This is a genomic window from Asticcacaulis sp. AC402 (assembly GCF_000495835.1).
Taxonomy (GTDB): domain Bacteria; phylum Pseudomonadota; class Alphaproteobacteria; order Caulobacterales; family Caulobacteraceae; genus Asticcacaulis.
The window spans coordinates 22,126-47,658 of record NZ_AWGC01000045.1 but is presented as its reverse complement, the minus strand read 5'-3'; the positions used below and the strand labels follow the sequence as shown (position 1 = coordinate 47,658).

The following is a 25,533-nucleotide window of genomic DNA, read 5'->3' as shown; positions in this document are numbered from 1 at the left end:
CCGCCACTTTTCCGTTAAAAATTGCGACAGAAAAGGAACCCATGAGCATCTACCCCACACCTCGACTGCTGGCACTACTGGCCCTGGGCGTCCCTGCCGCCATAGGGATTGGCCTGTACGCGCCTCAGGTCTGGGCATGGGTTCCACTGGTCATGGTACTTTTGTTCGCCTTGGCCGTGCTCGATGGTTTTTTCGCTCCGGTCGGCCAGGCCCTGAGTTTTGACCTGGTCCTGCCCAGGACACTGGGCGTAGGTCGCGAACAGGCCGTACCGTTCGTCGCCAGATTTTCCGCCTGGCGACTGCCGGCACGGATGGAACTGCGCCTGGGTCTGAACCGCCTGCTGGCGGCCTCGGCCTACGACCGCAAGCTGGAAAAGGGTGAGGATCTGGGTTTCCACGGCAAGCTGCACCTGATCGCCGCGGCACGCGGGCCGGGCCAGATCGACGCCGCCTACCTGCGTTGGACCGGTTTCCTTGGTTTGGTCTATGTCCAGAAGAAGATCGCTCTGGACGCCCCGGTGACCATCACCCCGGATCTGAAAGGCGTGGAGCAGGACGCTTCAGACCTTTTCTCGCTCGACAGTATCTACGGCGTCCGTGTCCAGAACCAACTTCATAATGGCTCGGAATACCATGCCTTGCGTGAGTACGACGCTTCCCAGGATCCGCGCCGCATCGACTGGCGCTCGTCGGCGAAACACGTCAAGCTGCTGTCGCGTGAGTTCCAGGCCGAGCGCAATCACCACATTGTCCTGGCCTACGATACCGGCCGGCTGATGGGTGAGCCCCTGGCTGGTGTCAAGCGCCTGGACCGCGCCATCTATGCCGGCCTGCTGCTGGGCTATTGCGCGCTCAAGATCGGCGACAACATCCGTACCTTCGCCTTTGCCTCAAAGCCCTATCACGCGGCGCCGATGATGTCGGGCACCCAGGCGTTCGAGGCGTTGAAGCACCAGCTGTCCGGCCTCGACGATTCCGAAGAGGAATCCAACCATACCCTGGCCCTGGCCGATCTCAACGCCAAGGTCGGCCGGCGCTCGCTGATCATCCTGTTCACCGACTTTATCGACGAGGTCTCGGCCGAGCTGATGCTGGAAAGCCTGAACCGGCTCAGCAAGAAGCACCTGGTGCTGTTCGTCGCCTTCCGCGATGAGGTGGTCGACAACCTGATCGATACAGTGCCGGCCCAGCCGGAAGACGTTACCCGCGCCGTCTTCGCCCGACGTCTGGCGGTCCAGCGCGAGCGCGTCTTCACCATTCTGCGCCGGCAGGGCATCGAGGTGCTGGAAGCGGCGACCGAAAACCTGGCCACCGCCATTGTCACCAAATACCTGGCGCTGAAACGCGCCGACCGGTTGTAGGGGAGGGAGTTCCACATGGCCGACGATCCCGTTCAACCGCAGTCCCGTCCGGCGCTGCAACTGAAAAGCCAGAAGTTCCGGGAGGCGCGCCAGGGCGACTGGCGGCTGCTCAACGCGCAACTCGACAAGGCCGAGCGCGACGGCTTGGGCAGCTTTTCCGTCGACGAACTGCTGAACCTGCCGGTGCTGTATCGTTCGGCCATGTCGTCCTTGTCGATGGCACAGTCGATTTCGCTGGACCGCAACCTGATCACCTATCTCCAGTCCCTGTGCGCCCGCGCCTATGTCTACGTCTATGGACCTCAGACCCGCTTGAAGGAGGTTCTGTCGAGTTTTTTCGTCCGCGCCTGGCCGCGCGGCTTCCGGTCGCTGGGGCTGGAACTGGCCCTGGCCTGCGTTCTGTTCTTCGGTGGCGCCCTTCTGGGCTGGCTGCTGTGCGCCCAGGACGCCACATGGTACCATTTCTTCCTGCCCGGTGAGGGGCGGTCGATCGGGAGCTCCGTCGAGGAGCTGAGAAAAACCCTTGGCGGCAATACCGAGAACGATCCATTGTCGCCGTTCGCTGTTTTCCTGATGGGACATAATACTCAGGTGGCCATCATGGCTTTTGCCTTCGGCATCATGTTCGGCCTGCCCACCTTCGCCCTGCTGATTTATAACGGCATCCCTCTGGGCGCCATGCTGTGGCTGTTCGCTTCCAAGGGACTGGGCGTAGAGTTTGCCGGCTGGCTCAGCATTCACGGCACCACCGAGTTGTTTGCCATCGTCATCGCTGGGGCATGCGGTCTGCATATCGGCCGGCGGCTGATCTTCCCGGGCGACGTGCCGCGCAAAGAGTCGCTGATGGTGGCGGGGCGGCTGACCGGTACAGTGATGATCGGGGTTGCGGCCATGCTGACCGTGGCCGGCTGCCTGGAGGGTTTCGGCCGCCAGATGATCACGGACACCTGGGCCCGCTTTGCCATCGGTGGGGCCATGCTGACCCTCTGGCTGATCTATTTCCTGTTGGTCGGGCGGGAGCGCAAACATGGCTAAGCCGGCCAAACGCGACCTGCTAAGCGATGCGCCCTACGGCGAACACGGCCGCATCGCGACCCAGATATCGACACCCGAAGGCGTGGTCCTGCCGTTTCTTAACGCCTCCTTCGGCGAGCGCATCGGTGCGTTGCTGATCGACTTTCTGATCATGGCGCTGATCCCGCTCGTACTGTTCATCGTCTGGCTCATCCTGCCGATGGAAGCGTTCGAGAAGGACCACAAGGCCGCCTATTCGATCCTGCAAGTCCTGGGCCTGGCGGTGTGGTTCTTTGTCCGCTCGGGATACTTCATCTTTTTCGAGATGGGGCCCAAGGCGGCGACGCCGGGCAAGCGCGCGCTGCGTTTGCGTGTCGTGGCCCATGACGGCGGCCGCCTGACCCCGGCAGCGGTTTTCACGCGCAACGCCCTGCGCGAGGTCGAGTTGTATATTCCGATCGGTCTGATTCTTCAGGGCGCGGGCAATTCTCTGCTCAGCATGATGGCCTTCCTCTGGGCTCTGGCTCTGATCCTGCTGCCGTTATTCAACAAGCAGCATGCCCGTCTCGGTGACTTCCTGGCCGGAACGCGCGTCATCCATATGCCCAAGGCGTCGCTCAGTTACGACCTGGCCGATCTGGAGGGCGACCGCGCGATTGGCTTGACCTTTACGCCGGAACAACTGGCCTATGGCGAGATGGAACTGCAGGTGCTGGAGCAGGTGTTGCGTGAGCGCAAGCCGGCGGTTATGCGGGCGGTGGCCGACAAGATCAAGGTGCGGATAAACTGGCAGGCGCCCAGGAACCCGGCGGACATGCCGACCGACGAAGCCTTCCTGCGGGCCTATTACGGCGCGCTGCGGGCGTGGCTGGAAGGCAAGATGCTGATGGGCAAGCGCCGCAAGGACAAGCACGCTGCGGCGCTGACCTGACCTGTGGACGGCGCCAACCAGAAAGCCGCCGCGCAGAAGCATTGTTCGAAAGTAATGCCAGCCAGCGATGACCTTGACTCATCGCGGACTGGCAAGCGCGACTGCGCGCCCGAGCTTATGCGAGGAGCCATGCGGCGCTTGAGCTGAAAAAATGCGAATACCAAGCGTCATTCTTTATGAGGCTTGGTATGAGTAGGTATGCAGACTATACAGATTTCTTATATTTGATACAGGCCTTTGCCTAAATTAAACTGTGTAATTTGTGGACCCGCTTAACTATAGAGGCGTACGCGCGGCATCTAAAGGATAAAATTCTCGATCTATACGATCGACACTGCAAATTCAGACCGCGTAGTCAATCGAATACCTTGGCCACTGTCTGGGGCGGCGGGGAATCGTCGCGGGCGCAGGCATAAAGGCTGAGCGAAAGCGCTGTCTGAAGCAACTGCACCACCGCCAGTGCCGCCTGCAACAGGATCGACGCGGCCACGAAGGACATGCCCGATGAAAAGCGGGTATTGGCCTGACCAATGGCCCATTGGGCGGCGAGGGCAAAGCCGGTCACCAACGCAATGTTAACGGCCAGGATGAGAAACCGCCCACGGCACAACGTCCAACCGGTCCGGATGGCGCCGATCAGCGACTGTCGCTCCAGCACCAGGGGCGGCAGGACGAAGGCCGCAACAAAGGATGCCAACATGCCCGGCACAACCCAGGCATACTGGCCGAGATAGACCGCCACCGACAGGACCAGGTAGACTGGCAGGCTGCGCAGCCACAGCCATGGCGCCTCGCGAAGCATCTGGGCGAAGGGCAGGTTATTGCCCTTCAGCTTTTCGTGGATTAGCCGGCCGGCGGTGCACAGGGCGGCGGCGCGCAGCAGAAAATACCAGGCGATGAATGCGTAGTAGCGGGCATAGGCCAGGGTCTGCGAGCCCTCGTAGGACTGGCCGGCATCGATCAGGGGCGCATAGAGGGCAAAATAGCCCGCCACGTAAGGGACAAGGAAGAAGAGCCCCAACGCTGCCAGCGGTCGGCCCCAGTCCTGGTTCAGGGTATCGAGGGTCCTGTCAAGCACGCGCAGGGGCGATGGGGCGAGGACGACCCTCATCGCCTACTCAAAAACCGAGGCGGCCTGGCTGGGGTTCTGCTTGCCGGGGACTTCACGCAGGCAGACATAGAGGCCGGCGATAAAGATATTGCCCAGCATGTCGAGGCTGGCTTCGAATATCATGTTGACGATCTGCAAAACCGTCATGTTGTCGCTGGAGGTCAGGGCCTCCGTGCCGCCCGTGCTGAGCAAGGCTACCGCGCCGGCACCGCCGATCACGCCGCCGACTATACCCAGACCCAGAAACAGGACAAGGAAGATGGCAAACAGCATCCAACGATTATTGCGCGTCAACTCGAACGACCGGTGGACGGCGCCCATTATGCCGATCCCTCGTTCCCCGACATAGGCGGGCACGGCGACACAGGTTGCGAGGGCCCACATAATGCCCGGTACGATCAGGAGAAGAATGCCACCCATGACAATAAGCCCCACCAGAATGGAAATCAGAAGGATGGGGACGATGTTGCGCATCGCACTGCCGAAGGCGGCGCCAAGGTCCGCCTTCTTGCCGACTGCGCGCAGAATGGCGACCTCGGTCACCATGGACAGGTTGACCAGCTTGAGAAACCAAATGAGGATCGACCCGCCGGCCAGCCACCACCAGTCGGCGGTGGCGATCGAGGCGGCATTTTCGGTCCAGTCATAGATGCCAAATCCGGTCTGGAAAAACAGGCCGTAGCTGATCGCCAGGGCCGGCAGGATCACGCCGATCAGGCCCAGGCCGAGGAAAAGCCCAAGGTTCTTGCCCAACAGGTCGAAGAACCGTGCGAAAGGTGCGCTGAAGTCAAGATGCATGAAAGCCCCCGATGAAATCGCCGTGCTTCACGCTAGAACGGTCCGGCGGTTTTGCCAAGCGGCAATCGGCCACGGTGAAAACACCGCCGTCCAGGATTTTTTGCTTGCCTTTGCAATGGTTTTTGCCTTGGGTGGCGCCTTTAGGCAGGCGGGTGTTCAAGGTTCAGTTCGATGAAGATTACGATGATTGGTTCGGGGTATGTTGGCCTGGTTTCGGGTGTCTGCCTGGCGGAATACGGTCACGATATCGTGTGCATGGACAAGGACGTCGCCAAGATCGAGGGCCTGCGTGCCGGCAAGATGCCGATCTTCGAGCCCGGCCTGGAAGAGATGGTCCGTGATAACGTCAAGGCCGGCCGCCTGACCTTCTCGACGGACATGGCTGATTGCGTTCCCGACAGCGAGGTCGTGTTTATCGGTGTTGGTACGCCGACAAACAAGGAAACCGGGCATGCCGACCTGAAATACGTCTATGCTGTCGCCGAGGAAATTGCCCGTCACGTCAAGGACTTTACCGTCGTCGTTACCAAGTCGACCGTTCCGGTCGGCACCGGCGACGAGGTTGAGAGGATTATCGCCCGGACCAACCCAAAGGCCGACGTCGCTGTGGTGTCCAATCCGGAATTCCTGCGCGAAGGCGCAGCTATCAAGGATTTCATGATCCCCAACCGCATCGTTGTCGGGCTGGAGGATCAGCGCGCGCGACCGGTGATGACCGAGGTCTATCGCCCCTTGTTCATCAACCAGGCGCCGCTGATGATCACCACACGCCGAACCTCGGAGTTGATCAAGTACGCCGCCAATGCCTTCCTGGCGATGAAGATCACCTATATCAACGAAATGGCCGACCTGTGCGAGGCCGTCGGCGCCAATGTCCAGGAGGTGGCGCGTGGCATCGGGCTCGACAACCGCATCGGGACCAAGTTCCTGCACGCCGGTCCGGGCTATGGCGGATCATGCTTTCCCAAGGACACCCTGGCCCTGGTCAAGACCGCCCAGGATTACGACGCGCCCACGCAACTGGTCGAGGCCACTGTCGCGGTCAACGAAGCCCGCAAGGCCAAGATGGCAACAAAGGTAATCAAGGCCGCTGGCGGCTCGGTCGCCGGAAAAACCATCACCGTCCTTGGCCTGACCTTCAAGCCCGAAACCGACGACATGCGCGACTCACCGGCCATCGTCATCATCGAAGAGCTGGTCAAGGCCGGGGCGACGATCCGCGGCTACGACCCGGAAGGCATGGAGAATGCCCGTGCGGTCCTGCCCCCGATCACCTATTGTGACGGCCCCTACCAGGCAGCCGAAGGCGCTGATGCGGTGGTCATTGTTACGGAGTGGAACGAGTTCCGGGCACTGGATCTCAAGCGCATCAAGGTTGCGGTCAAAACGCCGTTGCTGGTGGATTTGCGCAATATCTATCGCAGGGATGAAGTCGCACGCCACGGCTTCCGCTATATCTGCGTCGGTCGTCCGGGCGAAGAAATTACCGCCTGAACCTTCGCGAACTGTGTCATTCAACTCCAAAAGGTTGAATTATTACAGTGCGTAACACGACGTATGGGCCTTATTCCATATGGCACTCTTATTTTTTTTCCGGGCATTTTGGCTCTGTCCCTCAGGGAATTGTGCACAATTAGTAACACTCCGCGCGGTAAGTGCGCGGGAAGCGACAGTTATGATTACGACGGATGATAACGATGCAACGTTGAGCAGCTATCTGGCCGCCATCGTCGAATCGTCCGATGACGCCATAATCGGCAAGACCCTGGACGGTGTCATTACCTCTTGGAACCCGGCGGCCAGGCGCATCTTCGGCTATACTCCGGAAGAGGCCATCGGCCAGCAAATCGGCCTGATCATTCCGCCCAACCGGATCGATGAACAATACGCCATCCTGGGCAAGATCAAGGCCAGCGAGAAGGTCGAGCAATTCGAGACCCTGCGCCGGGCCAAGAACGGCGACCTGATCGAACTGTCGGTTACCGTTTCGCCGCTCCAGGACCGCCATGGAAGGGTGATGGGAGCAACCAAGGTAGCGCGCCCGATCACCGAGACCAAACGCATCGAAGGTGCCCTGCGCGAAAGCAGCCGGCGCAAGGATGAGTTCCTGGCCAACATGTCGCACGAACTGCGCACGCCAATAAATGCCGTCATCGGCCTGGCCCATATCCTCGGCATGTCCGGGAACCTGAACTCCAAGGAGCAGCAGTGTGTCTCGATGCTCAAGCAAAGCGGTGACAACCTGCTGAGTCTGATCAACAATCTGCTCGACTTTTCACGGCTGGAGGCCGATGCGCTCGAACTCGACGTCGTCGCGTTCGATGCGGCCGATGTCGTGGAGACTTCGGCGATGCTGATGCGGGTCAAGGCCCAGGACAAGGGCTTGCCGATCAAGGTCACCTACGACCGTAACCTCAAGGACCGCTACCTGGGCGATCCGGCGCGGCTGCAGCAGATCCTGACCAATCTGCTGGCCAATGCCGTCAAGTTTACTGACGAAGGTCAGATCGATATCGCCGTCCGTATCAAGACTGAGCGGCTGAACGATACGGTTCTGGCGTTCGACGTGACAGACACCGGCATCGGCATCGCTGAGGACAAGGCGGGATTGATCGTCGACAACTTCACCCAGGCTGACGTTTCGATGACGCGCAAATACGGTGGCGCGGGCCTGGGCCTGTCAATCTGTCGCGCGCTTGCCCGCGCCATGGAGGGTGCCATTTCGGTGGTCAGCCGCCCGGGTATTGGCTCGACCTTTACGGTTGAGCTGACCTTCAAGAATCCGGCGCGCCAGTCGCTGTTGACGCAGCGGAGCGAAGTTCTGGAACGCGAGCACCGTAATGTGCTGGTGGTCGAAGACTATGAACCCAACACCCTGGTGGCGACGACGATGATCGAGCACCTGGGCTACAGTTTCGACGTCGCCCAGAACGGCATCGAGGCGCTACGCAAGGCTGAGCGCGGCACGTTCGACGTCATCCTGATGGATATCCAGATGCCGGGCATGGATGGATTTGAAAGTACGCGGCTGATCCGCGACCACGAGGCCGAGCAGCACAAGTCTCCGACTCCTATCGTCGCCATGACCGCCCATGTTCTCGACAAGGACAAGAACCTGTGCATTGCGGCGGGGATGAACGGCTTTATCCCCAAGCCGTTCGATCCCGGCCTGCTCCGTGATATCTTGTTGCGCTACGCCGGCCGCGAAGGCCAGCGCGGGATGTGTTGTGATGGAATCAAGTCACCGATCTAAGCTTTTGTTTTGTAGAGCAATTTATCCGAAAGGTTGCCGCACACTTTGTCGGATTGCGCTCTGGAGACACGTAGCCAGTCTCATCTTCCGACGCATGCCTTGACGTCTGTGCTCTTGACGTCTTCCTTACCGTCCGACGGCGCCAGCCATCATCTTGGCATCCCGCAACGGCGCCGTCGAGGAACGCAGCACGATATCATGCTGCAGGATCTGCTGAGGGGCCGGTGATGGCCATTCGCCAGTGCCCGACAATCGTGTAAACAACAAATCCCCGGCCGCTGCGCCCAACCGAGCGACAGGCTGGCGTACCGTTGTCAAAGACGGCCAGAGCATCTCCGCCGTCGGAATATCGTCGAAACCGACGACGCTGAGGTCATCCGGCAGCTTGATGTTGAACTCGTGCGCAACCTTTATCACCGCCGCCGCCATCTCGTCATTGGAAGCAAAGACGGCGGTCGGACGATCCGGCCTGTTCAGCAGGCGGTGGGCGCAGGGAATGGCCGCGAAGTAACGGAAGTCGCCGTTTTCGACCAGGGTGGGATCGACCTCCACCCCGGCCTCCTTCAGCGCCTGCTCAAAACCGGCATACCGCATCTGGCTGGCGGCGTGATTGGGCAGGCCGCGAACAAAGCCGATGCGGCGATGGCCAAAACTGATCAGGTGCTGGGTCAATTGATAGGCAGCGCGCTTTTCGTCAATCCGCACCGACGGCACAGTGTGCGACTCGTACAACGGCGTCACGCGGACATAGGGAATACCGGCATCGCGGAGCACACCCAGGACAATATCGTTGTCGGTCAGCGGCGCGGTCAAAACTGCCCCGTCCAGCTTCAAGCGCCTGACCAGATCGCGAGCCCGGCGCTCGACGTCGGGGCTTTGGTAGTCCAGTTCCTCAATGACCAAATGATAGCCGAAATAGCGGCAGCGCGACAGCAGGCCCAGTTGAATGTCCGAGGTATAGGCGCCGCCGGGGTCGCCATACAACTGGGCGACGACGTAGGAGCGCTCCGGATTGAGCGTGCGCATGCCACGCGCCGAGGCATTGGCTTCGAAGCCCAGGTCGGCGACGGCGCGGCGTACCCGGCCGCGCATCTCGGCCGAGACGTGCTTTTCGTTGTTGATAACGCGCGACACGGTCTTGATGGAAACCCCGGCCTTTTCGGCAACGTCGATGATGGTCGGTCTGCGGTCCAAAAATCTTCTCTAGCGTTTAACGGACATGAAACGTTGGGCGGGTGGTTCGGCGTAGCCGTGGTTGTAGACCTGGTCGATCAGCGCCCGGTGCGTCGGCAGGTCGCGCGCTGCCTGGTCGCCAATCAGCGCGACCTTGTCGAAAATGGCCCTGGCCTCGGCACCCTTGGGGTGGCTGTCACGCTGGGCCGACAGGTTGGTCTTAAAGCCCATACCGTACAGAATGTACTGATAGTTGAAGAAGGCGAAGGTATCGATGTCGTCCAAAACGTCGAAGCGCGATGGCATGCGATATTTCCACATTTCAAGAAGTTCGTTCAACTCGTCGGGAATGGTTGCGGGGTCGCAGTTCTCACGCCAGAAGGATTCGGGTCGCTTGCTGACGCAGTAATGAAGCTTCAGGAAATTGACGAGCTTCTCGTTGCGCAGGGTCATCAGACGGTTGAAAATCGCCGCATTGGCGTCAATCGGACCAGCGTGCGGGAAGTAATCGGTCAGCATGCCGATAGCGACTTCGATCAGCATGATGCCGGTGGCTTCCAGCGGCTCGAAGAAACCGCCCGACAGGCCGATGGCGACGCAGTTCTTGATCCATTGCTGTTCGCGGTAGCCGGTGTCGAACTTGATGACGCGGGTCGAGAATTCGGTGGCGGTGGGGCCGACATGGGCGCGCAGGACCTCTTCCGCACGGTCGTCACGGGTGTGGTCCGAACTATAGACATAGCCAACGCCGCGGCGGACATCGAGCCCGATATCCCAGGTCCAGCCGGCTTCATGGCCGGTCGAAACGGTGTAGCTTTCGATGGGCGCGTCCGGCGTGGCATAGGGCACCTGGCAGGCGATGGCGCGGTCGGTCAGCAGGTGTTTGCGCACCGACCTGTACGGTGAACCCAGGGCCTTGCCGATCAGCACGGCAGCGAAACCGGTGCAGTCGATATAGAGGTCGGCGCTCAGTTCGCCATGGCTGTCCGAGGTTACTCCGGCGATGCTGCCGTCTGTCGCCAAACGCACATCGGTAATGCGGCCTTGCAGGTGAGTGACGCCCATCGATACAGAATGGCGTGATAGCAGCTTGGCAAACTTGCCGGCATCGAAATGGTAGGCGTAGTTTAGCGCGCCGCCGAAGCGGTTTTCATAGAGACGCTTCGGCGCCCGGCGGTTCTCGGCAACCTTTTTCTGCAGCGCAACGGCTTGGGCGAATGGCACGCGCGTGGCTTGGTCCTGGAGCAGCCAGTACGGCAGGAGGCCGGCGCCTTCGACCGGATAGGGCGCATCGAAGGGGTGAAAATACCAGTCACCGGTCTTCTCCCAGTCGGCAAAGCGAATGCCCTGCTTGAAGGTGGCCGTGGCTTCGCGCAGGAAGGTCTCCTCGTCCAGGCCCAGGGTCTGGAGCGTGGTGCGGATGGTAGCGAAACTGCCTTCGCCGACACCGATGGTGCCGATTTCGGGTGACTCGATCAGGGTGATTTCGGGCGAGTTCGGCTTGCCGTGGCCCAGGACGCGCGCCAGGTAGGCCGCGGTCAGCCATCCGGCGGTGCCGCCGCCCGCAATCAAGACTTTGCGCGGTGTGGTCATGAGATGTCACATCGGTCTTTATGTTGCCGTTGTCACACGCTGTAACACGGTCAAGACAGCAGGGCAAGCCAGAGCAGGACAGATACGACAGTGGCAAATCAGCGTAAAATGTTGAATTATTGGGGATTTATTGCAAGTGGCTAGCGCCTTGTGTCCTGTTGTCAGAAGTCTTGTCAGGGCTTCTGATAGACACGGACATAGTCGATCTGCATGGAATAGGGGAAGGCGGCATCGTCGACACCGCTGACGCCGCCGAAATCGCCGCCGACAGCCACGTTCAGGATCAGGAACTGAGGCCGGAAGAAAGGCCATTCGTTGTAGTTGCCGGAGCCGTCGTTGCGGTAGCTGAAATAGTTGCGGCCGTCGAAACCCATGGTGATCCTGTCGGCGGTCCAGGTCAGTTGATAGGTGTGCCAGGCTGAACAGGCGTCGGCGACATTGGAGATGACGCTCTTCTGGTTGTTCAGGACGTGGTAATAGGCCTTGGTATGGACGCTCTGATAGATCTTGCCGGCGTTCCAGCCAACATACTCCATAATGTCGATCTCGCCGTCATCCGGCCAGTTGGTGTAGGGCGCAGCAGGCAGTTGCCAGATGGCTGGCCAGCCGCCGCGGGCGCACGGCACCAGGGCGCGGACCTCGACATAGCCGTAGGTATAGGTTTTTTTCGACACAATGCGGGCAGAGCTGTACTGCTGCCCGCCATAGTCCGGCAGGGTGGTCAGAGCTTCCTTGCGCGCCTCGATCAGCAGCTTGCCGCCTTCAACACGAGCGTTTTCCAGGCGGTTAGCCGAATAGTATTGCTTCTCGTTATTGTACCAGCCCGCTGAATTGCGAAAAGTGTCGTAGCCCCAGAGCGTCGGATCGGGAAGGCCGTCGGTGCTGAACTCATCCGACCAGGCCAGAACATAGCCGGAGGGCAGTCCTCCGGCTTCGTCTATGGCGGTAACGCCAGGGCCCGACGCCGTGCTGCTGGACGTTGATGAGGATGACGACGATCCGCCACCGCTGGAGTTGCCGCCTCCACCTCCGCCGCAGGCCGCCAGGGTGGCTGCGGACAGCGCGACAAGGACGGACAGAAATTTTGAAAATGAGACAGGGTTCACGAGTCTTGCTCCGGCAAAAACAGGGATCGGTTTTTTGTTTGGCAAGGCGCCGGTTTCCGGTCGTTGTTCCGACTTTAGGGGTTTTGTGACGGATTGACTACAGAAAAAGAAGGCAGAGGCGGGTCAACGGAACCAGATGACGATCGCCGCCGTCACGGTCAGCAGGCCGATCGAAAGGTAGCGGTAGTTCTTGAACCACTTGACGGTTTTCAGGTGCTCGGTCTCGGCCTGCCAGACGGCTTTCGAGAACATCAGCGGCCCGATCTTCACGGGGTCAGGGGCGGGGGCGAAGCGGCTGGCGATCACGATGGCGGCCATGGCAACAATGAATATGACCATGGCGGCGTCGAGATAGTGGATGGGAATAACGTGGAAGGCCACCGAGTCGACGAACATGATCAGGCTGGCGGTCGTGCCGGCAATCAGGCCCGCCCCGGCACCGGCCTTGTTGGCGCGGCGCAGGAAGAGGCCAGCGATGAACACGGCGGCGATCGGCGGCACGAAGTAGCACAGCAGCGATTGCAGGTACTGCCACAGGGTATCCTTGAACAGGATGATCTGCGGCGCCCAGACGATCGACACTGCCATGATCACAACGGTGACGATCTGGCCGGTTTGCACCAGGCCCTTTTCGGTCAGGCCAGGCCGGAAACGGCGGATGAAGTCCATAGTGATCAGGGTCGAGGTCGAGTTGTAGATCCCGGCCAGGCCCGAGACAATCGAGATCAGGCAGGCGGCGATGATCAGGCCGCGCAGGCCGTCGGGCAGGACGTCGAACACGATGTGCGAAAACACCTGGTCCGATTGCGGCAGGCCCGGCGCCAGCAGCAGCATGGCTGCCCCGGGCAGGCAGACCAGGAAGAGGCTGGTCAGTTTCAGCGCCGCACCCAGCAGCGACCCCAGCCGGCCATCGTCGAGCGACCGGGCAGCCAGCACGCGCTGGACCATCATCTGTGACGTGCACCAGAAGTAGAAACCGATCAGCGGAATGCCGGTCAGCAGCCCCGACCACGGTACTGCCGGATCGTCGAGCGGGCGGATCAGCGACAGTTTCTCGGGCGGCACTTCGGTCATCATTCGATTCCAGCCTTCCAGTGGGGAACCGCCGACCGCCGAGAAAGTAAACCAGGCCAGCGCGGCAACCGTGAAGACCATCACCAGGCCCTGGACCGACTCAAAGCTCATCACCGCGCGCAAACCCCCGGCGATCAGGAACCCGCCGGCCAGCAAGGCCAGCAGGCTGCAGACCTGCCAAAGCGGCCAGTCTGGCACCATGATCTGGAAGAGAATGGCGCCGGCGAACAGTCCGCCGGCGGCGTCCAGAAAAATGCCGAGCAGACAGGCCAGGCCAGAGACATAGGTGCGCACGAACTTGCCGTAGCGCAACTCCAGGAACTCAGGCACAGTAAAGACCTGAGACTTGATATAGGTCGGCAGGACGAAGGCGCAGAAGATGGTCAGCACCACCGCTGCCATCCATTCGTAGTTGAAAACGCTGATGCCATGGGCATAGGCCGTGCCCGTCAGGCCGACCAGGGTGGTGGCTGATATCGTGGAAGCGTACAACGACAGGCCAACCTTCGGCCAGCTTGCTGACTGCCCGCCCAGGAAGTGCTCGCGCGCCTTTAGTGCGCGGTGGCGGTCGATAAGCCCATAGATAATGATGCCGACGATATAGAGGCCGAAGACGGCGAGGTCGAGCAGGCTCAGGGTACGCGCCGGCATCTGTAAATGTCCCCGGTAGTATTATGGTTTTGGCGAACTAGATCACAGATTCGGAAATTTGAAAGCGCTTTCCTCCTTGCGGGTTAAGCTGCTAGCTTGCAGCTAGCTGAGGAGGTGACATTGCGACATCTGGCCTGGAGCCTGGCGGCGGTCTGCCTGGTCATTTCGTCGCCCGCCTGGGCTGGCGAAGCGGACGACCGCTTTACGGCGCTTTACAGTGGTGAGTGGGCGTGGCGGCATAGCCTGCTGACCAGCAGCGAGGGTGCCGCCAGCAACAAAATCGCTGCGCATCTGCCCGACATCAGCGCCCAGGCCCAGAGCGAGCGCCTGACCTATTGGCGGGCCATAAGTGCGCAACTGGCAGCGATAGACCCGGCAGGACTGACGCCGGACAATCAAGTCAATTACGCCGTCTACAAGGCCCAGATTGATGCACTGGTCGCTACCCAGGCCTTCCGCGACTATGAGATGCCGGTCAATTCCGACAGCGCCTTCTGGAGCGATCTGGTCTATACGACCGATTTCGACTTCCGCACTGAGCAGGATTACCGAAACTATATCAGTCAGTTGTCGGAGATGCCGCGTTATTTCGACCAGGCGACCGCCAACATGAAGAGCGGCCTGAAGCGCGGATTTACGCCGCCGAATGTCACTTTGACCGGACGTGACCAGTCGGTTGTCTCGATCATCACTGTCGCCAGCCCCGAGGACAGCGTTTACTACAGGCCGTTCCTGACCATGCCGGCCAATATGCCGCCCACGCTCCAGGCCGAACTGCGAGCCCGGGGTGTAAAGGCCATCGAGGCGGCCGTCATTCCAGCCCACCGCAAGTTGTTGAAGTTCCTGCAGACCGAATACTTCCCCCACGCGCGCACCACCTTAGGCGCCAGCGAACTGCCGGACGGCGAAGCTTATTACCGTTCCAAGATCCGCGAATATACCACGCTCGACCTGACGCCGGACCAGATCCACCAGACCGGCCTGAAGGAAGTCGCCAAGATCCGCGCCGAGATGATGGCCACTATGCGGGAGGCTGACTTCGAAGGTGACCTGCCGGCCTTCCTGGCCTGGCTACGCAGCGATCCGAAATTCTACGCCGAAACGCCGCAGGCTTTGCTCGACCGGGCGGCTTGGATTTCCAAGACGGTGGACGGCAAGATCGGCAACTGGATCGGCCGACTGCCGCGACAAAGGTTTGGCGTCATCCCCGTGCCGCCGGATATCGCCCCTTATTACACCACGGGCCGGGGTGGACCTGGCGTCTACCTCGTCAACACCTACGACCTGAAATCACGACCATTGTTCCAGTTGACCGCCCTGACTCTGCACGAAAGTGCGCCGGGCCATGCCTTCCAGATGCCGCTGGCGCTGGAAAACAAGGCGCTGCCGGAATTCCGCCAAAAGACCTATATCTCGGCCTATGGCGAGGGCTGGGCGCTTTATGCCGAACGGTTGGGGGTCGAGATGGGGGTCTATGACACGCCCTATGACCACTTCGGCATGCTGAGCTACCAGATGTGGCGGGCGTCGCGCCTGGTGGTCGACACCGGCATTCACGCAAAGGGCTGGACGCGCGAACAGGCGCAGGCCTTCCTGCGTGACAATACCGCCCTGTCGGAGCATGAGGTCACGACCGAGATCGATCGTTACATCTCCTGGCCGGGGCAGGCGCTGAGCTACTATATCGGCCAGATGGCGATTCAGGAGGCGCGTCGTAAGGCGGAGACTGCGCTGGGGCCGAAGTTCAATGTCCGCGCCTTCCATGACCAGGTGCTGGAACTGGGTAGCGTGCCCCTGCCGGTAATGAGCGCCCACATTGACCACTTTATTGCCAACGGTGGTGTGGGGCCTTATCCGGACGAAGAGAAGTGATCAGCCTCGCCGCGAGGTATGGCGAAAGTGCAGGATTTGAATTGCGCTGCCGACAATTCGGCAAGTGGCTACAAACGGCGATCGTTTGATCTTGATTACCTGCATGTCAGACCAACTCGCGGGACGACCTATATCGGTACAACTGTCAAGCCGGCGTCTCATGACGCAAGCGACTATGCCAGAATCCATAGCTGAAATAGACCACCAGCCCAATCGCCGCCCAGACGACAAAGGCCTTCATGGTAAAGGTCGTCAGACTGGTGAACAGGAAGCAACAGCCAAGAATCGCCAGGGGGCCGACCAGCCAGTAGAGCGGCGTCTTGAAGGCGCGTTTCAGGTCCGGGCGCTTGATGCGCAGAATGATCATGGCCAGCGACACGGCAATAAAGGCCGCCAGCGTCCCGGTATTGGCCATCTCGGTGATCTGTTTCAGCGGTACCAGGCCGGCAAAGACGGCGATGAAAGCGCCGGTCAGCAGGGTCATGACGACAGGAACGCCGCGCTTATCCAACCGACTGAGCCGCGCCGGAATCAGGCCGTCGCGGGCCATGACGAACAGGATGCGACTCTGGCCGTACATAAAGACGAGCAGGACAGACGGCAGGGCGAGGATCGCAGCACCGCCGACCAGGGAGGCCAGCAAAGGGTGGTCCATAAGGCGCAGAATATAGGGCAGGGGCTCGCCGCCGCTCTTGGCGACTTCGGTAAAGGGCAGGACGCCGACCACGCAGGCGGCGACCAACATGTAAAACAGGGTGCAGATAACCATCGAACCAACAATGCCAATGGTGAGGTCACGGCCGGGGTTCTTGGTCTCTTCGGCCGAGGTCGACACGGCGTCGAAGCCATAGAAGGCAAAGAACATGATGGCGGCGGCTGCCATGACCCCGACCTTTTCACCACCGACCTCGCGCGATAAAAAGCCGAACGGCATAAAGGGATGGTAGTTGCCGGTGTCGATGGCAGGCGCCGCGACGATGATAAAGGCGCCGAGTGCGAGCAGCTTGATGGCGACCAGGACCATGTTGACGACAGCGCTTTCGCGCGCCCCCAGGACCAGCAATCCGGTGACCAGCAGGACAATCACGACCGCCAGAATGTTGACGACTCCGCCCTCCATGGGACCGGCGAGCAAGGTGGCCGGCAATTTAATATGCAGGGCGCCTTCGAGGAAGCCGTTGACGTGGGCGGCCCAACCGACGGCGACGGCGGAACAGCCGAGGCCGTACTCCAGGATCAGGGCCCAGCCGATCATCCAGCCGAACATCTCACCCAGAACCGAATAGGTATAGGTATAGGCGCTACCGGCGGCCGGAATCAGGGTGGCGACCTCGGCATAGGCCAGTGCTGCCAGGGCGCAGACCGCGCCGGCAATGGCGAAGGACAAGATCACGCCGGGGCCGGCCAGGGCGGCGCCAAGACCGGTGAGGGTGAAGATGCCCATGCCAATGATGGCACCAATACCTAGGGCGATCAGGTGTGGCCAACTCAGGGTCTTGGGCAGCGCGTTTTCGAGGTTATGTGTATGCGCGTCGAGCGGCTTGAGACGAAACAGGCTCATGACCTTCCCCGGGGTTTATCAACTCAGCAGAGTGAGGATAGTTTCTTTTGTCTGTCAATGACTGTTCCAAGGTCGGTTGGGACCTGGACCCGGCGGATTCACCCTGTGCCTTATGCATTTTGCCTCTGGACCGGGATGTGTTTTGATGGACTCAAGATCCCGCTCTAAGTTTTTGTTTTGTCGCGCAATTGTTCCGAAAAGTGGTGTCTACCTTATCGGATCGCGCTAAAGAAGCAGGTTCTCAACAGCTTGTTCAAACCCTTTAGCAATCTGATTCCACGCGTTGCAAGGGAACGGGATCATGACAAAACACGATCTCATGGTCGTTCAATTCGCGCAACCTGGCCAGCGAGGCCTGCATCGCAGCCTCGTTGTGATAGACCAGACGGGCCGGTCCTGATGGTGGTCGATCTTCGACAACAGCCTGTGTCAACCATTGAGCGTCGGCGGCATAGACCAGCTTGTGTTCCGGCCAGATCAGACCTGTATGGCCAATGGCATGGCCGGGCAGGTCCAGCGCGATCAGGGAACCGTCGCCGAAGATATCGCGATCCACGACCTCCAGCGGCCTCAGGCGCTGGCTGAAGTCCTCTGGCAAAAGTTCAGTGAAGACTCCGTGACGGACCCGATGCCAGCGGGATTGGGACTGCAATTGCGGCCAACCGGCAGCGATAAACCGCGCCTTTGGGAAACGCTTCAGGCCGCTGATATGGTCGGCGTGGAAATGGGTGATGAAGACGGTGCGGACATCCTCGGCCGAGAAGCCCAGCCGCGCCAGCACCGTTTCCGGCTGGTCGGCCAACCGGGGCCGGATGGCGGCAGCGTAGAGCCTAAGCGGCAGGCTGCGGCGCCCGGACGTGACTTCGGGACCATAACCCGTATCGATCAGAACCGGACCGTGCTTCGGATGGACCCAGACGCCAAAACGGACGCCAAGTGTCACGCCGTCCCAGCGCCCGTTTTTCAGGACCAGGCGTTCAGGGACGGTGACAGTGGCGCTATTGGCGAAGACCGGCTTCATGAGAACGTCCTCCCCAAACCGTCGACGAATGAAATTTGCGGAGCATAGCCCAGGTCCCGCCTGGCCGCGCTCAGGTCCAGGGTCTGGCTGTAGGCCATGACGCCAACGCTGTAGGCGGTGAAGATCGGCTCGGGCTGGCCGGGTGTCAGCCGTGCCACAAGTTCGGCGCTCCGGGCGGCCAACAGGGCCAGTCCAACGGGAATACCGGTAAACCGCGGCGTGATACCGGCATGCCGGCAGGCGCTTTCAATGATGGATTTTATGGAAAGCGGTTCGCCGCTCGAAATATTGTAGGTTCCGGTAGCGCGGCTCATCAAAGCGCAGGTGATACCGCCCACGACGTCGTCGACATGTGTCAGATCGGTTACCGCTTCGCCATGGCGCAGCAAGGGCAGGGCGCCGTCTTTGGCAGCGCGGATCAGGCGCGGCAGCAGGCTGGTATCGCCGCGGCCATACAGCCCGCGTGGCCGCAGGATCACGGTATTAGGGCGGACGCGGACCAGGGCCTCGGCCTGCTGCTTGGACTCAGCATAGGCATTGACCGGCGGCGGCAGGGCATCGTTTTCTTTCTGCTCAAACTGGTCGCGAAAACGAAACGCCACCGAGGGTGAACTGACGAAAACAAAGCGCCCGGCGCCCAGCTTTTCGGCCAGGTCGAGCGCGTTGCATGTGCCAGAGACGTTGGCGGCCTGGAAGCTTGATCGCGGCCCCCAGTTCGATGACAAGGCGGCGGCGTGGACAAAAGCGTCGGCCGCCGGCAGGGCTGGATTGATGCCGGACGCAGCGAGGTTGAAACTGTGAAAGGCTATGCCGTCGAGACGAAGCGCGGCGCCCTTGGCGGTGTCGCGGCCGAGCCCGATAACCTCATGTCCGAGGCGGTGGAGGTGGCGGCAGAGATGACCGCCCAAAAAACCGGTCGCGCCGGAAACGATAATTCTCACGACGGCACGGATCGCGCAGAGATAGCGAAGACAGGTGAGGCAGGCATGATCCGACCCTTGTAAACGGCGCAAAGCCGGCACGCTCACCACACGCGCCAACAGATGAATGCGGCGAAAGTCCTAACCAGCCCCGGTTAAGATCTCACTATCACGGCTGGGCAGGCTTTTTGAAGGCAGATAACAGCATACTGCGTTTTTTCAGGGAAGCATCGTTCCCCAGGGCGCGATAGAGGGCGACCAGATTGGCCGCGCGGACATACTGCAGGCCGATTAGTGACCGTTGCGAAACATACAGGGTTCGCCGGGCGTCGAGCAGAGTCAGGTAGCTGTCGCTGCCGGCTGCGTAGCGCGCGCTCGAGAGGTCGAAGGTACGCTGGGCCGCCGCCGTCGCCGCCGACTGCGCCTCGAGGCGTTCATCGATGCGGGCGCGCACGGCCAGCGCCTGGTTGACGTCGTTGAACGCTGACTGGATGGCACGCTCGTACTGGGCGACCGCGACCTCCTGCCGTGCCGTGGCGCCGCGCAGAGCGTTGATCGGCCCGCCGCCAGCGAAGACCGGCATGGAGATGCCGACGCCGTAGGACCATTTGCCGTTGCCCGCATCGAAAAGTGAGCCCAGGTCATTGCTGGCAAAGCCGGTCGATCCGGTCAGGGAGATCGACGGGAACATGGCGGCACGCGCCGCGCCGATATCGGCATTGGCGGCCCGAAGATTGTGTTCGGCAGCCATGATGTCGGGCCGGGCCAGCAGAACTTCCGATGGCAGGCCTACCGGAACCTCGGCGAGAGCGTTGTCGGGCAGGCCTCGCGGGAGCAGGCGGTCGGGAACGGCCTCGCCGGCCAGCAAGGTCAGGACGGAAGTGCCTTGGGCGACGGCGGTTTCCAGTGCAGCGACTTCGGCGCGGGCCTGCTCCAGCTGGGTCTTCTGCTGGCTGAGATCCAGGTCACCGATGACGCCGATGCGGGCGCGGCTCTCGGCAATGCGGTAATCTTCCTGTCGGCTGGCATAGGTCTCGCGGCTGAGGCGCAGGGCGTCCTTGTCGGCGGCCAGGGTCAGCCAGGCGTCGGCGACCGAGGCGATAAGCGAAATTTCGACGGCATCGCGATTGGCTTCGCTGGCGAAGAAGTCCTGAAGGGCGGCGTTCTTCAGGCTGCGGATGCGGCCAAAGAGGTCCAGTTCCCAGGCAAGGCCAAGATTGGCGTTATACGACTCGCGATCGCCTTCGACATCGGTGTGCGACCGGGTGCCGGAACCGAACGCATCGGCCGACGGCAGCAGGTTCGCGCGTTCGATCCCGTAGACGGCGCGGGCCTGCTGGACATTGAGCGCGGCAATGCGCAGGTCGCGGTTGTTCTCCAGTGCCAGGTCGATCGTCTTCTTGAGTTGCGGATCCAGAAACAGGTCGCGCCAGGTAACCTGGGCATTCGATGCCTGAGGTGCCGGCGCCGACCATTGGGTGGCGACCGGCAGGGGAGGCTGTTCGTACTTCGGCGCAAGGGTGCAGGCGGAGAGCGCAATCGCCGGAAGCAGCAGCGCCAATAGGCCCCTCACCCGATCGCGTTCACTTCGTTCCGCTCTCGTCCTCTCCCCGTAAACGGGGAGAGGTAATTTTTTGTCGATCACCTTCTTCACGCTTTGCCCCCCTTGGCGGCGACATCTTGTGGCAGGTTGTCGTGCTTGAACAGCTTCTGTACCAGCATGAAGAACATCGGCACGAAGAAGATGGCAAGGAAAGTCGCTGTCAGAACCCCGCCGATCAGACCCGTCCCGATGGCGCGCTGGGCCCCCGAACCGGCCCCCGTCGCCAATGCCAGGGGTAACACCCCGAACGTAAAGGCGAACGACGTCATCAGGATCGGGCGCAATCGAATCCGGGCAGCTTCCAACGTCGCATCGAGCAGGGTCATGCCCTTTTCCTGCTGCAATAATCTGGCATATTCGACGATCAGGATGGCGTTCTTCGACGACAGGCCGATCGTGGTCAGCAGCCCGACCTGGAAGTAGATGTCGTTGTCCAGCCCGCGCAGCCAAGTGGCCAGCAAGGCGCCCAGGATGCTCAACGGAATGACCAGGACGACGGCGAACGGAATCGTCCAGCTTTCGTACAGCGCTGCCAGCAACAGAAAGACCACCAGAATCGACAACGCGTAAAGCGCAGGCGCCTGGGCGCCTGACTCGCGTTCCTGCAAAGAGATGCCGGTCCATTCGATCGCCGTGCCCTGGGGCAGGTCGCGCGCCAGTTCCTCGACGGCCTGCATGGCGGCGCCTGACGACTGGCCTTCCGCCGGCATGCCCTGGACGCCGGTCGAGGGCGAACCCTGATAGCGTTCCAGCGACGGCGTGCCGGTAGTCCAGCGCGAGGACCCGAAGGCCGAGAAACCCACCATGGCGCCATCACGGTTGCGGACATACCAGCGGTTCAGGTCATCCGGCCGCATGCGGAAGGGACTATCGGCCTGGACATAGACACGTTTGACCCGGCCGCGGTCGATGAAGTCATTGACGTAGGATCCACCCCAGGCCGAGCTTAGCATCGCATTGATGTCGGAGACGTTGACCCCCATGGCGCCGGCGGCGGTCTTGTCGATGTCTATCTTGAGCTGGGGAGTGAAATCCTGACCACCGGATCGCACCGAGCCGAAGCGCGGATCGTCGCCGGCGCGGCGGATGAAGTCGTTGCGCGCCTCCAGCAGGGCCTGGGGCCCGACGCCGCCGACATCCTTGACGACGAAGGAGAAACCCGACGCATCCCCTAGGCTGCGCACCACCGGCGGCTGTGTTGGAATGATGCGGGCGCTGCGGTATTCCGGTTTGGAAAACTCCTGTCGGGCGCGCTCGATGACGGCGGGCACGCGCATATCTTCCCCTTTGCGTTCCTCGAACGACTTCATGCGAATATTGACCTGGCCCTGGTTCTGGCCATTGGTGCGGGAAAAGACATAGCGCGCCGTCGGGTCCTTGATGAGATAGGCGGCGACCTTGTCGACCACACCCTGGGTCACCTTGGTCGTGGTCCCGGGCGGCATCTGGACGATGGTCTGCATGAAGCCCTGGTCTTCTTCCGGCAGAAAGGACGTCGGCAGGATCTTGAACATCAGACCGCAGGCGACGATTACGGTGACATAGATGGCCAGGTAGCGCGCAGGCTTTGCAATCATGGCCCCGACGCCAGCGCGGTAGCCGCGGCTGGCACGGTCGAAGTTGCGATTGAAGCCGCTAAAGAAGCGGTCGAACAGGTTCTGGCGCTGGCTGCGCTTCTCGTGGTCGACGGGCTTGAGCAGTGTCGCGCACAGGGGCGGCGTCAGCACCAGGGCGACCAGCACGGAGAGGGCCATGGCCGACACGATGGTGATCGAGAACTGGCGATAGATGATGCCCTGGGTGCCGCCGAAAAAGGCCATGGGAACGAACATGGCGGCCAGGACCAGACCGATACCGATCAAGGCACCGGTGATCTCGTTCATCGACTTGCGCGTCGCCTCTTTGGGCGACAGCCCCTCTTCATGCATTACGCGCTCGACGTTTTCAACCACGACGATGGCGTCATCGACAAGCAGGCCAATGGCCAGGACGAGGCCGAACATGGTCAGAAGGTTGATCGAGAAGCCGAAAGCTGCGAGAACGCCCATGGTGCCCAGCAGCACGATCGGCACGGCAATCGTCGGGATCAGGGTGGCGCGCCAGCTCTGCAGGAACAGGTACATCACGACGAAGACCAGGACGATGGCCTCGATCAGGGTTTTGATAACCTCCTTGATCGACAGCTTGATGAAGTCCGTCGAGTCATTGGGGATGGCGTATTCGATATTGGACGGGAAGCTTTCGGACAATTCCTCCATCCTGGCCTTGACGAGTTCCGCTGTCTTTAACGCGTTGGCACCCGTGGCCAGACTGATGGCGATGCCGGTAGCCGGTTTGCCGTTCAGGTTGCTGAAGGATTCGTAATTCTGCTGCCCAAGTTCGACGCGGGCGACGTCGCGCAGATAGACCGTCGCGCCCGAACTATCGCTCTTGACGATGATACTGGCGAACTCGCCGGCTGTGGTCAGGCGCGACTGCGAGGTGATGGTGGCGTTCAGTGCGACGTCGTCGGTCGCGGGTTGCGCCGCCAGTTGGCCGGCCGAGACCTGAGCGTTCTGGGCGCGAATGGCCGTTATTACATCGGCCGGGGTCAGGTTGACACTGGCCAGCTTGTCCGGATCCAGCCAGATGCGCATGGCGTATCCGGAGCCGAAGACATTGGTTTCGCCAACGCCGTCAACCCGCGCCAGTGTGTCCTGGACGTTCGACACCAGGTAGTCGCCAAGGTCGGCATTCGTGAGCGTGCCGTCAGTCGAATACAGCGAGAACACCAGAAGAATATTGTTCGACGCCTTGTTCACCCGAACGCCCTGGGCCTGAACGTCCTGGGGCAAGCGGTTGATGACCGACTGGATCTGGTTCTGCACCTGGACCTGGGCGACGTCGATATCGGTGCCGGCCTCAAAGACCAGGGTGACGTTGGCCCCGCCATTGTCTGACGACTGGGCTGTCATGTATTTCAGCCTGTCGAGTCCGGTCATTCCCTGTTCGATGATCTGGGTGACCGAGTCTTCGACTGTTTTTGCCGAGGCACCGGGATAGTTGGCCTGGACCCGAACCTGGGGCAGGGCGATGTCGGGATATTGCTCGACCGGGAGGCGCAGGATGCTCAGGGCACCGGCCAGCATGATGACGATGGCGATGACCCAGGCGAAGATCGGCCGGTCGATGAAAAAACGCGACAACATCTTACTTTTCGGCTCCGCTTCCAGCCTTGACCGGTTCCGGCTTGACGGGGGCGCCGTCCTTCAGGTTCTGGCCGCCGTCGACAATGACCTTGTCGCCGGGTTTGAGCCCCGAGGTGACGCGCCATTCCTTGCCGATCATCTCGGCCAGAGCGACGGGCTGTTTTTTAGCCTTGCCATCGGCGCCGACCAACAGGACGCTGGCGCTGCCGCGCGGATCCAGCGCCACGGCGTTCTGCGGCACCAGGACGGCATCGGGCACTGTACCGGTGACCAGGCGCGTGCGGACGAACATGCCAGGCAGCAACAGACCGTCGGGATTGGCGAAGACGGCGCGAAGGGTGACCGCGCCGGTGGCCGGATTGACCGAGACATCGGAGAACTGAAGCTTGCCGGTAATCGGATAGGTCGAACCATCATCAAGCAGCAACTGGACATCGGCCTGGTCGATGGCGCCGACCTTACCGCCGGCTATGGCCTTTTTCAGCTTCAGTACCTCAGTCGAGGACTGGGTGATGTCGACATAGACCCTGGACGTGTCCTGAATGGTGGCGAGCGGCGTCGCCTGGCTGGCAGTGACCAGAGCGCCGGGCGTCACCGACGACTTGCCGATGCGGCCTGAAATCGGGGCACCGACCTTGGTGTAGGTGAGGTTGATGCCGGCGCTTTGCAGGGCGGCGCGTTGCTGCGCCACGCTGGCCTCGGCCTGTTTCACGGCCGTGATGGTATCGTCATGCTCCTGCTGGCTGATCGCCTTGATGGTGACCAACTGGGCGGCACGGTCAGCCCGGCCGCGGGCAGCTTCCAGGGTGGCTTCGGCCTGTTGCAGATTAGCCTGGGCCGAGCCGTAGGCGGCCTGGTAGGTGGCCGGATCTATCAGGTAGAGCGACTGGCCCGCCGACACGATGGCGCCTTCGGTGAACTGGCGCGCCTTGACGATGCCGCTGACCTGGGGGCGGACGTCGGAGACCAGCCATGCCGAGGTCCGGCCGGCCAGGTCCTGGGTCAGGCTGATCGGGCGTTGTTCGACGATCATGAAACCGACACTGGCCGGCCCGCGCGCCCCCTTGGTGTCATCAGCCTTCTTGCCACACGCCGTCAGGCACAAAGCACTCAGGGCAATCAGGGGTAACAGGCGGGATACAGTTTTGTACATCGGGGCCTCAAATGAGTCTTCGGGCTAAACGCTGCGCTGCGAAAAATCCGGCGGCATTTGCGGCAAAAACAAGCAAATAGACCCTTAGAGGACAAAGACCGAGTCCGAAACCAGCGAACTGGCAAATATTTGGAAGGTGTTGTTTCCGGC

At 61.2% G+C, this 25,533-nt stretch carries 19 protein-coding genes; 6 read left to right on the top strand and 13 right to left on the bottom strand.

Going from position 1 to position 25,533, the window contains the following annotated elements:
* Positions 1 to 41 precede the first annotated feature (41 nt).
* Genes ABAC402_RS38015 through ABAC402_RS38005 form a run of 3 tightly spaced genes read left to right on the top strand, consistent with a single transcriptional unit; the run spans position 42 to position 3,306 of the window.
* Positions 42 to 1,361, top strand: coding sequence for a DUF58 domain-containing protein (locus tag ABAC402_RS38015; RefSeq protein WP_023451181.1), 1,320 nt, complete (start codon positions 42 to 44; stop codon positions 1,359 to 1,361).
* 15 nt (positions 1,362 to 1,376) lie between these two features.
* Positions 1,377 to 2,396 carry a stage II sporulation protein M gene (locus ABAC402_RS38010; RefSeq protein WP_023451180.1) on the top strand — a complete coding sequence of 340 codons (1,020 nt, stop codon included), beginning with the start codon at positions 1,377 to 1,379 and terminating at the stop codon, positions 2,394 to 2,396.
* Positions 2,389 to 3,306 (top strand): RDD family protein, encoded by a 918-nt coding sequence (locus ABAC402_RS38005; protein WP_023451179.1) that lies wholly within the window; start codon positions 2,389 to 2,391, stop codon positions 3,304 to 3,306. Before ABAC402_RS38010 ends, ABAC402_RS38005 begins: the two co-directional genes overlap by 8 nt.
* 355 nt (positions 3,307 to 3,661) lie before the next feature.
* Here ABAC402_RS38005 and ABAC402_RS38000 read toward each other — a convergent pair whose 3' ends face one another.
* The 3 genes from ABAC402_RS38000 to ABAC402_RS40390 are packed head-to-tail and all read right to left on the bottom strand — an operon-like array spanning position 3,662 to position 5,375.
* Positions 3,662 to 4,417 (bottom strand): hypothetical protein, encoded by a 756-nt coding sequence (locus ABAC402_RS38000; protein WP_023451178.1) that lies wholly within the window; start codon positions 4,415 to 4,417, stop codon positions 3,662 to 3,664.
* Positions 4,418 to 4,420: 3 nt separating this feature from the next.
* Positions 4,421 to 5,215, bottom strand: coding sequence for a hypothetical protein (locus ABAC402_RS39555; RefSeq protein ID WP_023451177.1), 795 nt, complete (start codon positions 5,213 to 5,215; stop codon positions 4,421 to 4,423).
* Positions 5,205 to 5,375: a hypothetical protein gene (locus ABAC402_RS40390; protein ID WP_155847492.1), complete on the bottom strand. Its 171-nt coding sequence runs from the start codon at positions 5,373 to 5,375 to the stop codon at positions 5,205 to 5,207. The genes ABAC402_RS39555 and ABAC402_RS40390 overlap by 11 nt, the downstream gene beginning before the upstream one ends.
* Positions 5,376 to 5,386: 11 nt before the next feature.
* Here ABAC402_RS40390 and ABAC402_RS37990 point away from each other — a divergent pair, with 11 nt between their 5' ends.
* Both ABAC402_RS37990 and ABAC402_RS37985 read left to right on the top strand, forming a co-directional pair.
* Positions 5,387 to 6,709 (top strand): UDP-glucose/GDP-mannose dehydrogenase family protein, encoded by a 1,323-nt coding sequence (locus ABAC402_RS37990; protein WP_023451175.1) that lies wholly within the window; start codon positions 5,387 to 5,389, stop codon positions 6,707 to 6,709.
* Between the two features lie 181 nt (positions 6,710 to 6,890).
* Entirely contained in the window at positions 6,891 to 8,468 is a 1,578-nt protein-coding gene (locus ABAC402_RS37985) for a PAS domain-containing hybrid sensor histidine kinase/response regulator (RefSeq protein WP_023451174.1), read from the top strand.
* 126 nt (positions 8,469 to 8,594) lie between these two features.
* Here ABAC402_RS37985 and ABAC402_RS37980 read toward each other — a convergent pair whose 3' ends face one another.
* From ABAC402_RS37980 to ABAC402_RS37965, 4 genes are all read right to left on the bottom strand, one after another.
* Positions 8,595 to 9,662 (bottom strand): LacI family DNA-binding transcriptional regulator, encoded by a 1,068-nt coding sequence (locus tag ABAC402_RS37980; protein ID WP_023451173.1) that lies wholly within the window; start codon positions 9,660 to 9,662, stop codon positions 8,595 to 8,597.
* A 9-nt stretch (positions 9,663 to 9,671) separates the two neighbouring features.
* Complete coding sequence (locus ABAC402_RS37975; RefSeq protein ID WP_023451172.1) at positions 9,672 to 11,234, bottom strand: tryptophan halogenase family protein; 1,563 nt, start codon at positions 11,232 to 11,234, stop codon at positions 9,672 to 9,674.
* A gap of 173 nt (positions 11,235 to 11,407) precedes the next feature.
* Positions 11,408 to 12,340, bottom strand: a complete 933-nt coding sequence (locus ABAC402_RS37970; RefSeq protein ID WP_023451171.1) for a glycoside hydrolase family 16 protein — start codon at positions 12,338 to 12,340, stop codon at positions 11,408 to 11,410.
* 123 nt (positions 12,341 to 12,463) lie between these two features.
* Positions 12,464 to 14,065 carry a sodium/solute symporter gene (locus tag ABAC402_RS37965; protein WP_023451170.1) on the bottom strand — a complete coding sequence of 534 codons (1,602 nt, stop codon included), beginning with the start codon at positions 14,063 to 14,065 and terminating at the stop codon, positions 12,464 to 12,466.
* Between the two features lie 120 nt (positions 14,066 to 14,185).
* Here ABAC402_RS37965 and ABAC402_RS37960 point away from each other — a divergent pair, with 120 nt between their 5' ends.
* A complete protein-coding gene (locus ABAC402_RS37960; protein ID WP_023451169.1) occupies positions 14,186 to 15,937 on the top strand; it encodes a DUF885 family protein in 1,752 nt (583 codons plus the stop codon).
* Positions 15,938 to 16,082: 145 nt separating this feature from the next.
* Here ABAC402_RS37960 and ABAC402_RS37955 read toward each other — a convergent pair whose 3' ends face one another.
* From ABAC402_RS37955 to ABAC402_RS37930, 6 genes are all read right to left on the bottom strand, one after another.
* Complete coding sequence (locus ABAC402_RS37955) at positions 16,083 to 17,498, bottom strand: amino acid permease (RefSeq protein ID WP_023451168.1); 1,416 nt, start codon at positions 17,496 to 17,498, stop codon at positions 16,083 to 16,085.
* A gap of 262 nt (positions 17,499 to 17,760) precedes the next feature.
* On the bottom strand, positions 17,761 to 18,519 hold the full coding sequence (locus ABAC402_RS37950) for an MBL fold metallo-hydrolase (RefSeq protein WP_023451167.1): 759 nt from the start codon (positions 18,517 to 18,519) through the stop codon (positions 17,761 to 17,763).
* Positions 18,516 to 19,460, bottom strand: a complete 945-nt coding sequence (locus tag ABAC402_RS37945; protein WP_023451166.1) for an NAD(P)-dependent oxidoreductase — start codon at positions 19,458 to 19,460, stop codon at positions 18,516 to 18,518. The genes ABAC402_RS37950 and ABAC402_RS37945 overlap by 4 nt, the downstream gene beginning before the upstream one ends.
* 148 nt (positions 19,461 to 19,608) lie before the next feature.
* Entirely contained in the window at positions 19,609 to 21,000 is a 1,392-nt protein-coding gene (locus ABAC402_RS37940) for an efflux transporter outer membrane subunit (protein WP_023451165.1), read from the bottom strand.
* A gap of 89 nt (positions 21,001 to 21,089) precedes the next feature.
* A complete protein-coding gene (locus ABAC402_RS37935) occupies positions 21,090 to 24,230 on the bottom strand; it encodes an efflux RND transporter permease subunit (protein WP_023451164.1) in 3,141 nt (1,046 codons plus the stop codon).
* A 1-nt stretch (position 24,231) separates the two neighbouring features.
* Positions 24,232 to 25,383, bottom strand: a complete 1,152-nt coding sequence (locus ABAC402_RS37930) for an efflux RND transporter periplasmic adaptor subunit (RefSeq protein WP_023451163.1) — start codon at positions 25,381 to 25,383, stop codon at positions 24,232 to 24,234.
* Positions 25,384 to 25,533 lie beyond the last annotated feature (150 nt).

Excerpts from the sequence above, each read along its gene's own strand:
- ABAC402_RS37930 (WP_023451163.1), bottom strand. The coding sequence starts at position 25,383 with ATGTACAAAACTGTATCCCGCCTGTTACCCCTGATTGCCCTGAGTGCT.
- ABAC402_RS37965 (WP_023451170.1), bottom strand. The coding sequence starts at position 14,065 with ATGCCGGCGCGTACCCTGAGCCTGCTCGACCTCGCCGTCTTCGGCCTC.
- ABAC402_RS37935 (WP_023451164.1), bottom strand. The coding sequence starts at position 24,230 with ATGTTGTCGCGTTTTTTCATCGACCGGCCGATCTTCGCCTGGGTCATC.
- ABAC402_RS37990 (WP_023451175.1), top strand. The coding sequence starts at position 5,387 with ATGAAGATTACGATGATTGGTTCGGGGTATGTTGGCCTGGTTTCGGGT.
- ABAC402_RS37955 (WP_023451168.1), bottom strand. The coding sequence starts at position 17,498 with ATGAGCCTGTTTCGTCTCAAGCCGCTCGACGCGCATACACATAACCTC.
- ABAC402_RS37950 (WP_023451167.1), bottom strand. The coding sequence starts at position 18,519 with ATGAAGCCGGTCTTCGCCAATAGCGCCACTGTCACCGTCCCTGAACGC.
- ABAC402_RS38015 (WP_023451181.1), top strand. The coding sequence starts at position 42 with ATGAGCATCTACCCCACACCTCGACTGCTGGCACTACTGGCCCTGGGC.
- ABAC402_RS38000 (WP_023451178.1), bottom strand. The coding sequence starts at position 4,417 with ATGAGGGTCGTCCTCGCCCCATCGCCCCTGCGCGTGCTTGACAGGACC.
- ABAC402_RS39555 (WP_023451177.1), bottom strand. The coding sequence starts at position 5,215 with ATGCATCTTGACTTCAGCGCACCTTTCGCACGGTTCTTCGACCTGTTG.
- ABAC402_RS37985 (WP_023451174.1), top strand. The coding sequence starts at position 6,891 with ATGATTACGACGGATGATAACGATGCAACGTTGAGCAGCTATCTGGCC.
- ABAC402_RS37975 (WP_023451172.1), bottom strand. The coding sequence starts at position 11,234 with ATGACCACACCGCGCAAAGTCTTGATTGCGGGCGGCGGCACCGCCGGA.
- ABAC402_RS38010 (WP_023451180.1), top strand. The coding sequence starts at position 1,377 with ATGGCCGACGATCCCGTTCAACCGCAGTCCCGTCCGGCGCTGCAACTG.
- ABAC402_RS38005 (WP_023451179.1), top strand. The coding sequence starts at position 2,389 with ATGGCTAAGCCGGCCAAACGCGACCTGCTAAGCGATGCGCCCTACGGC.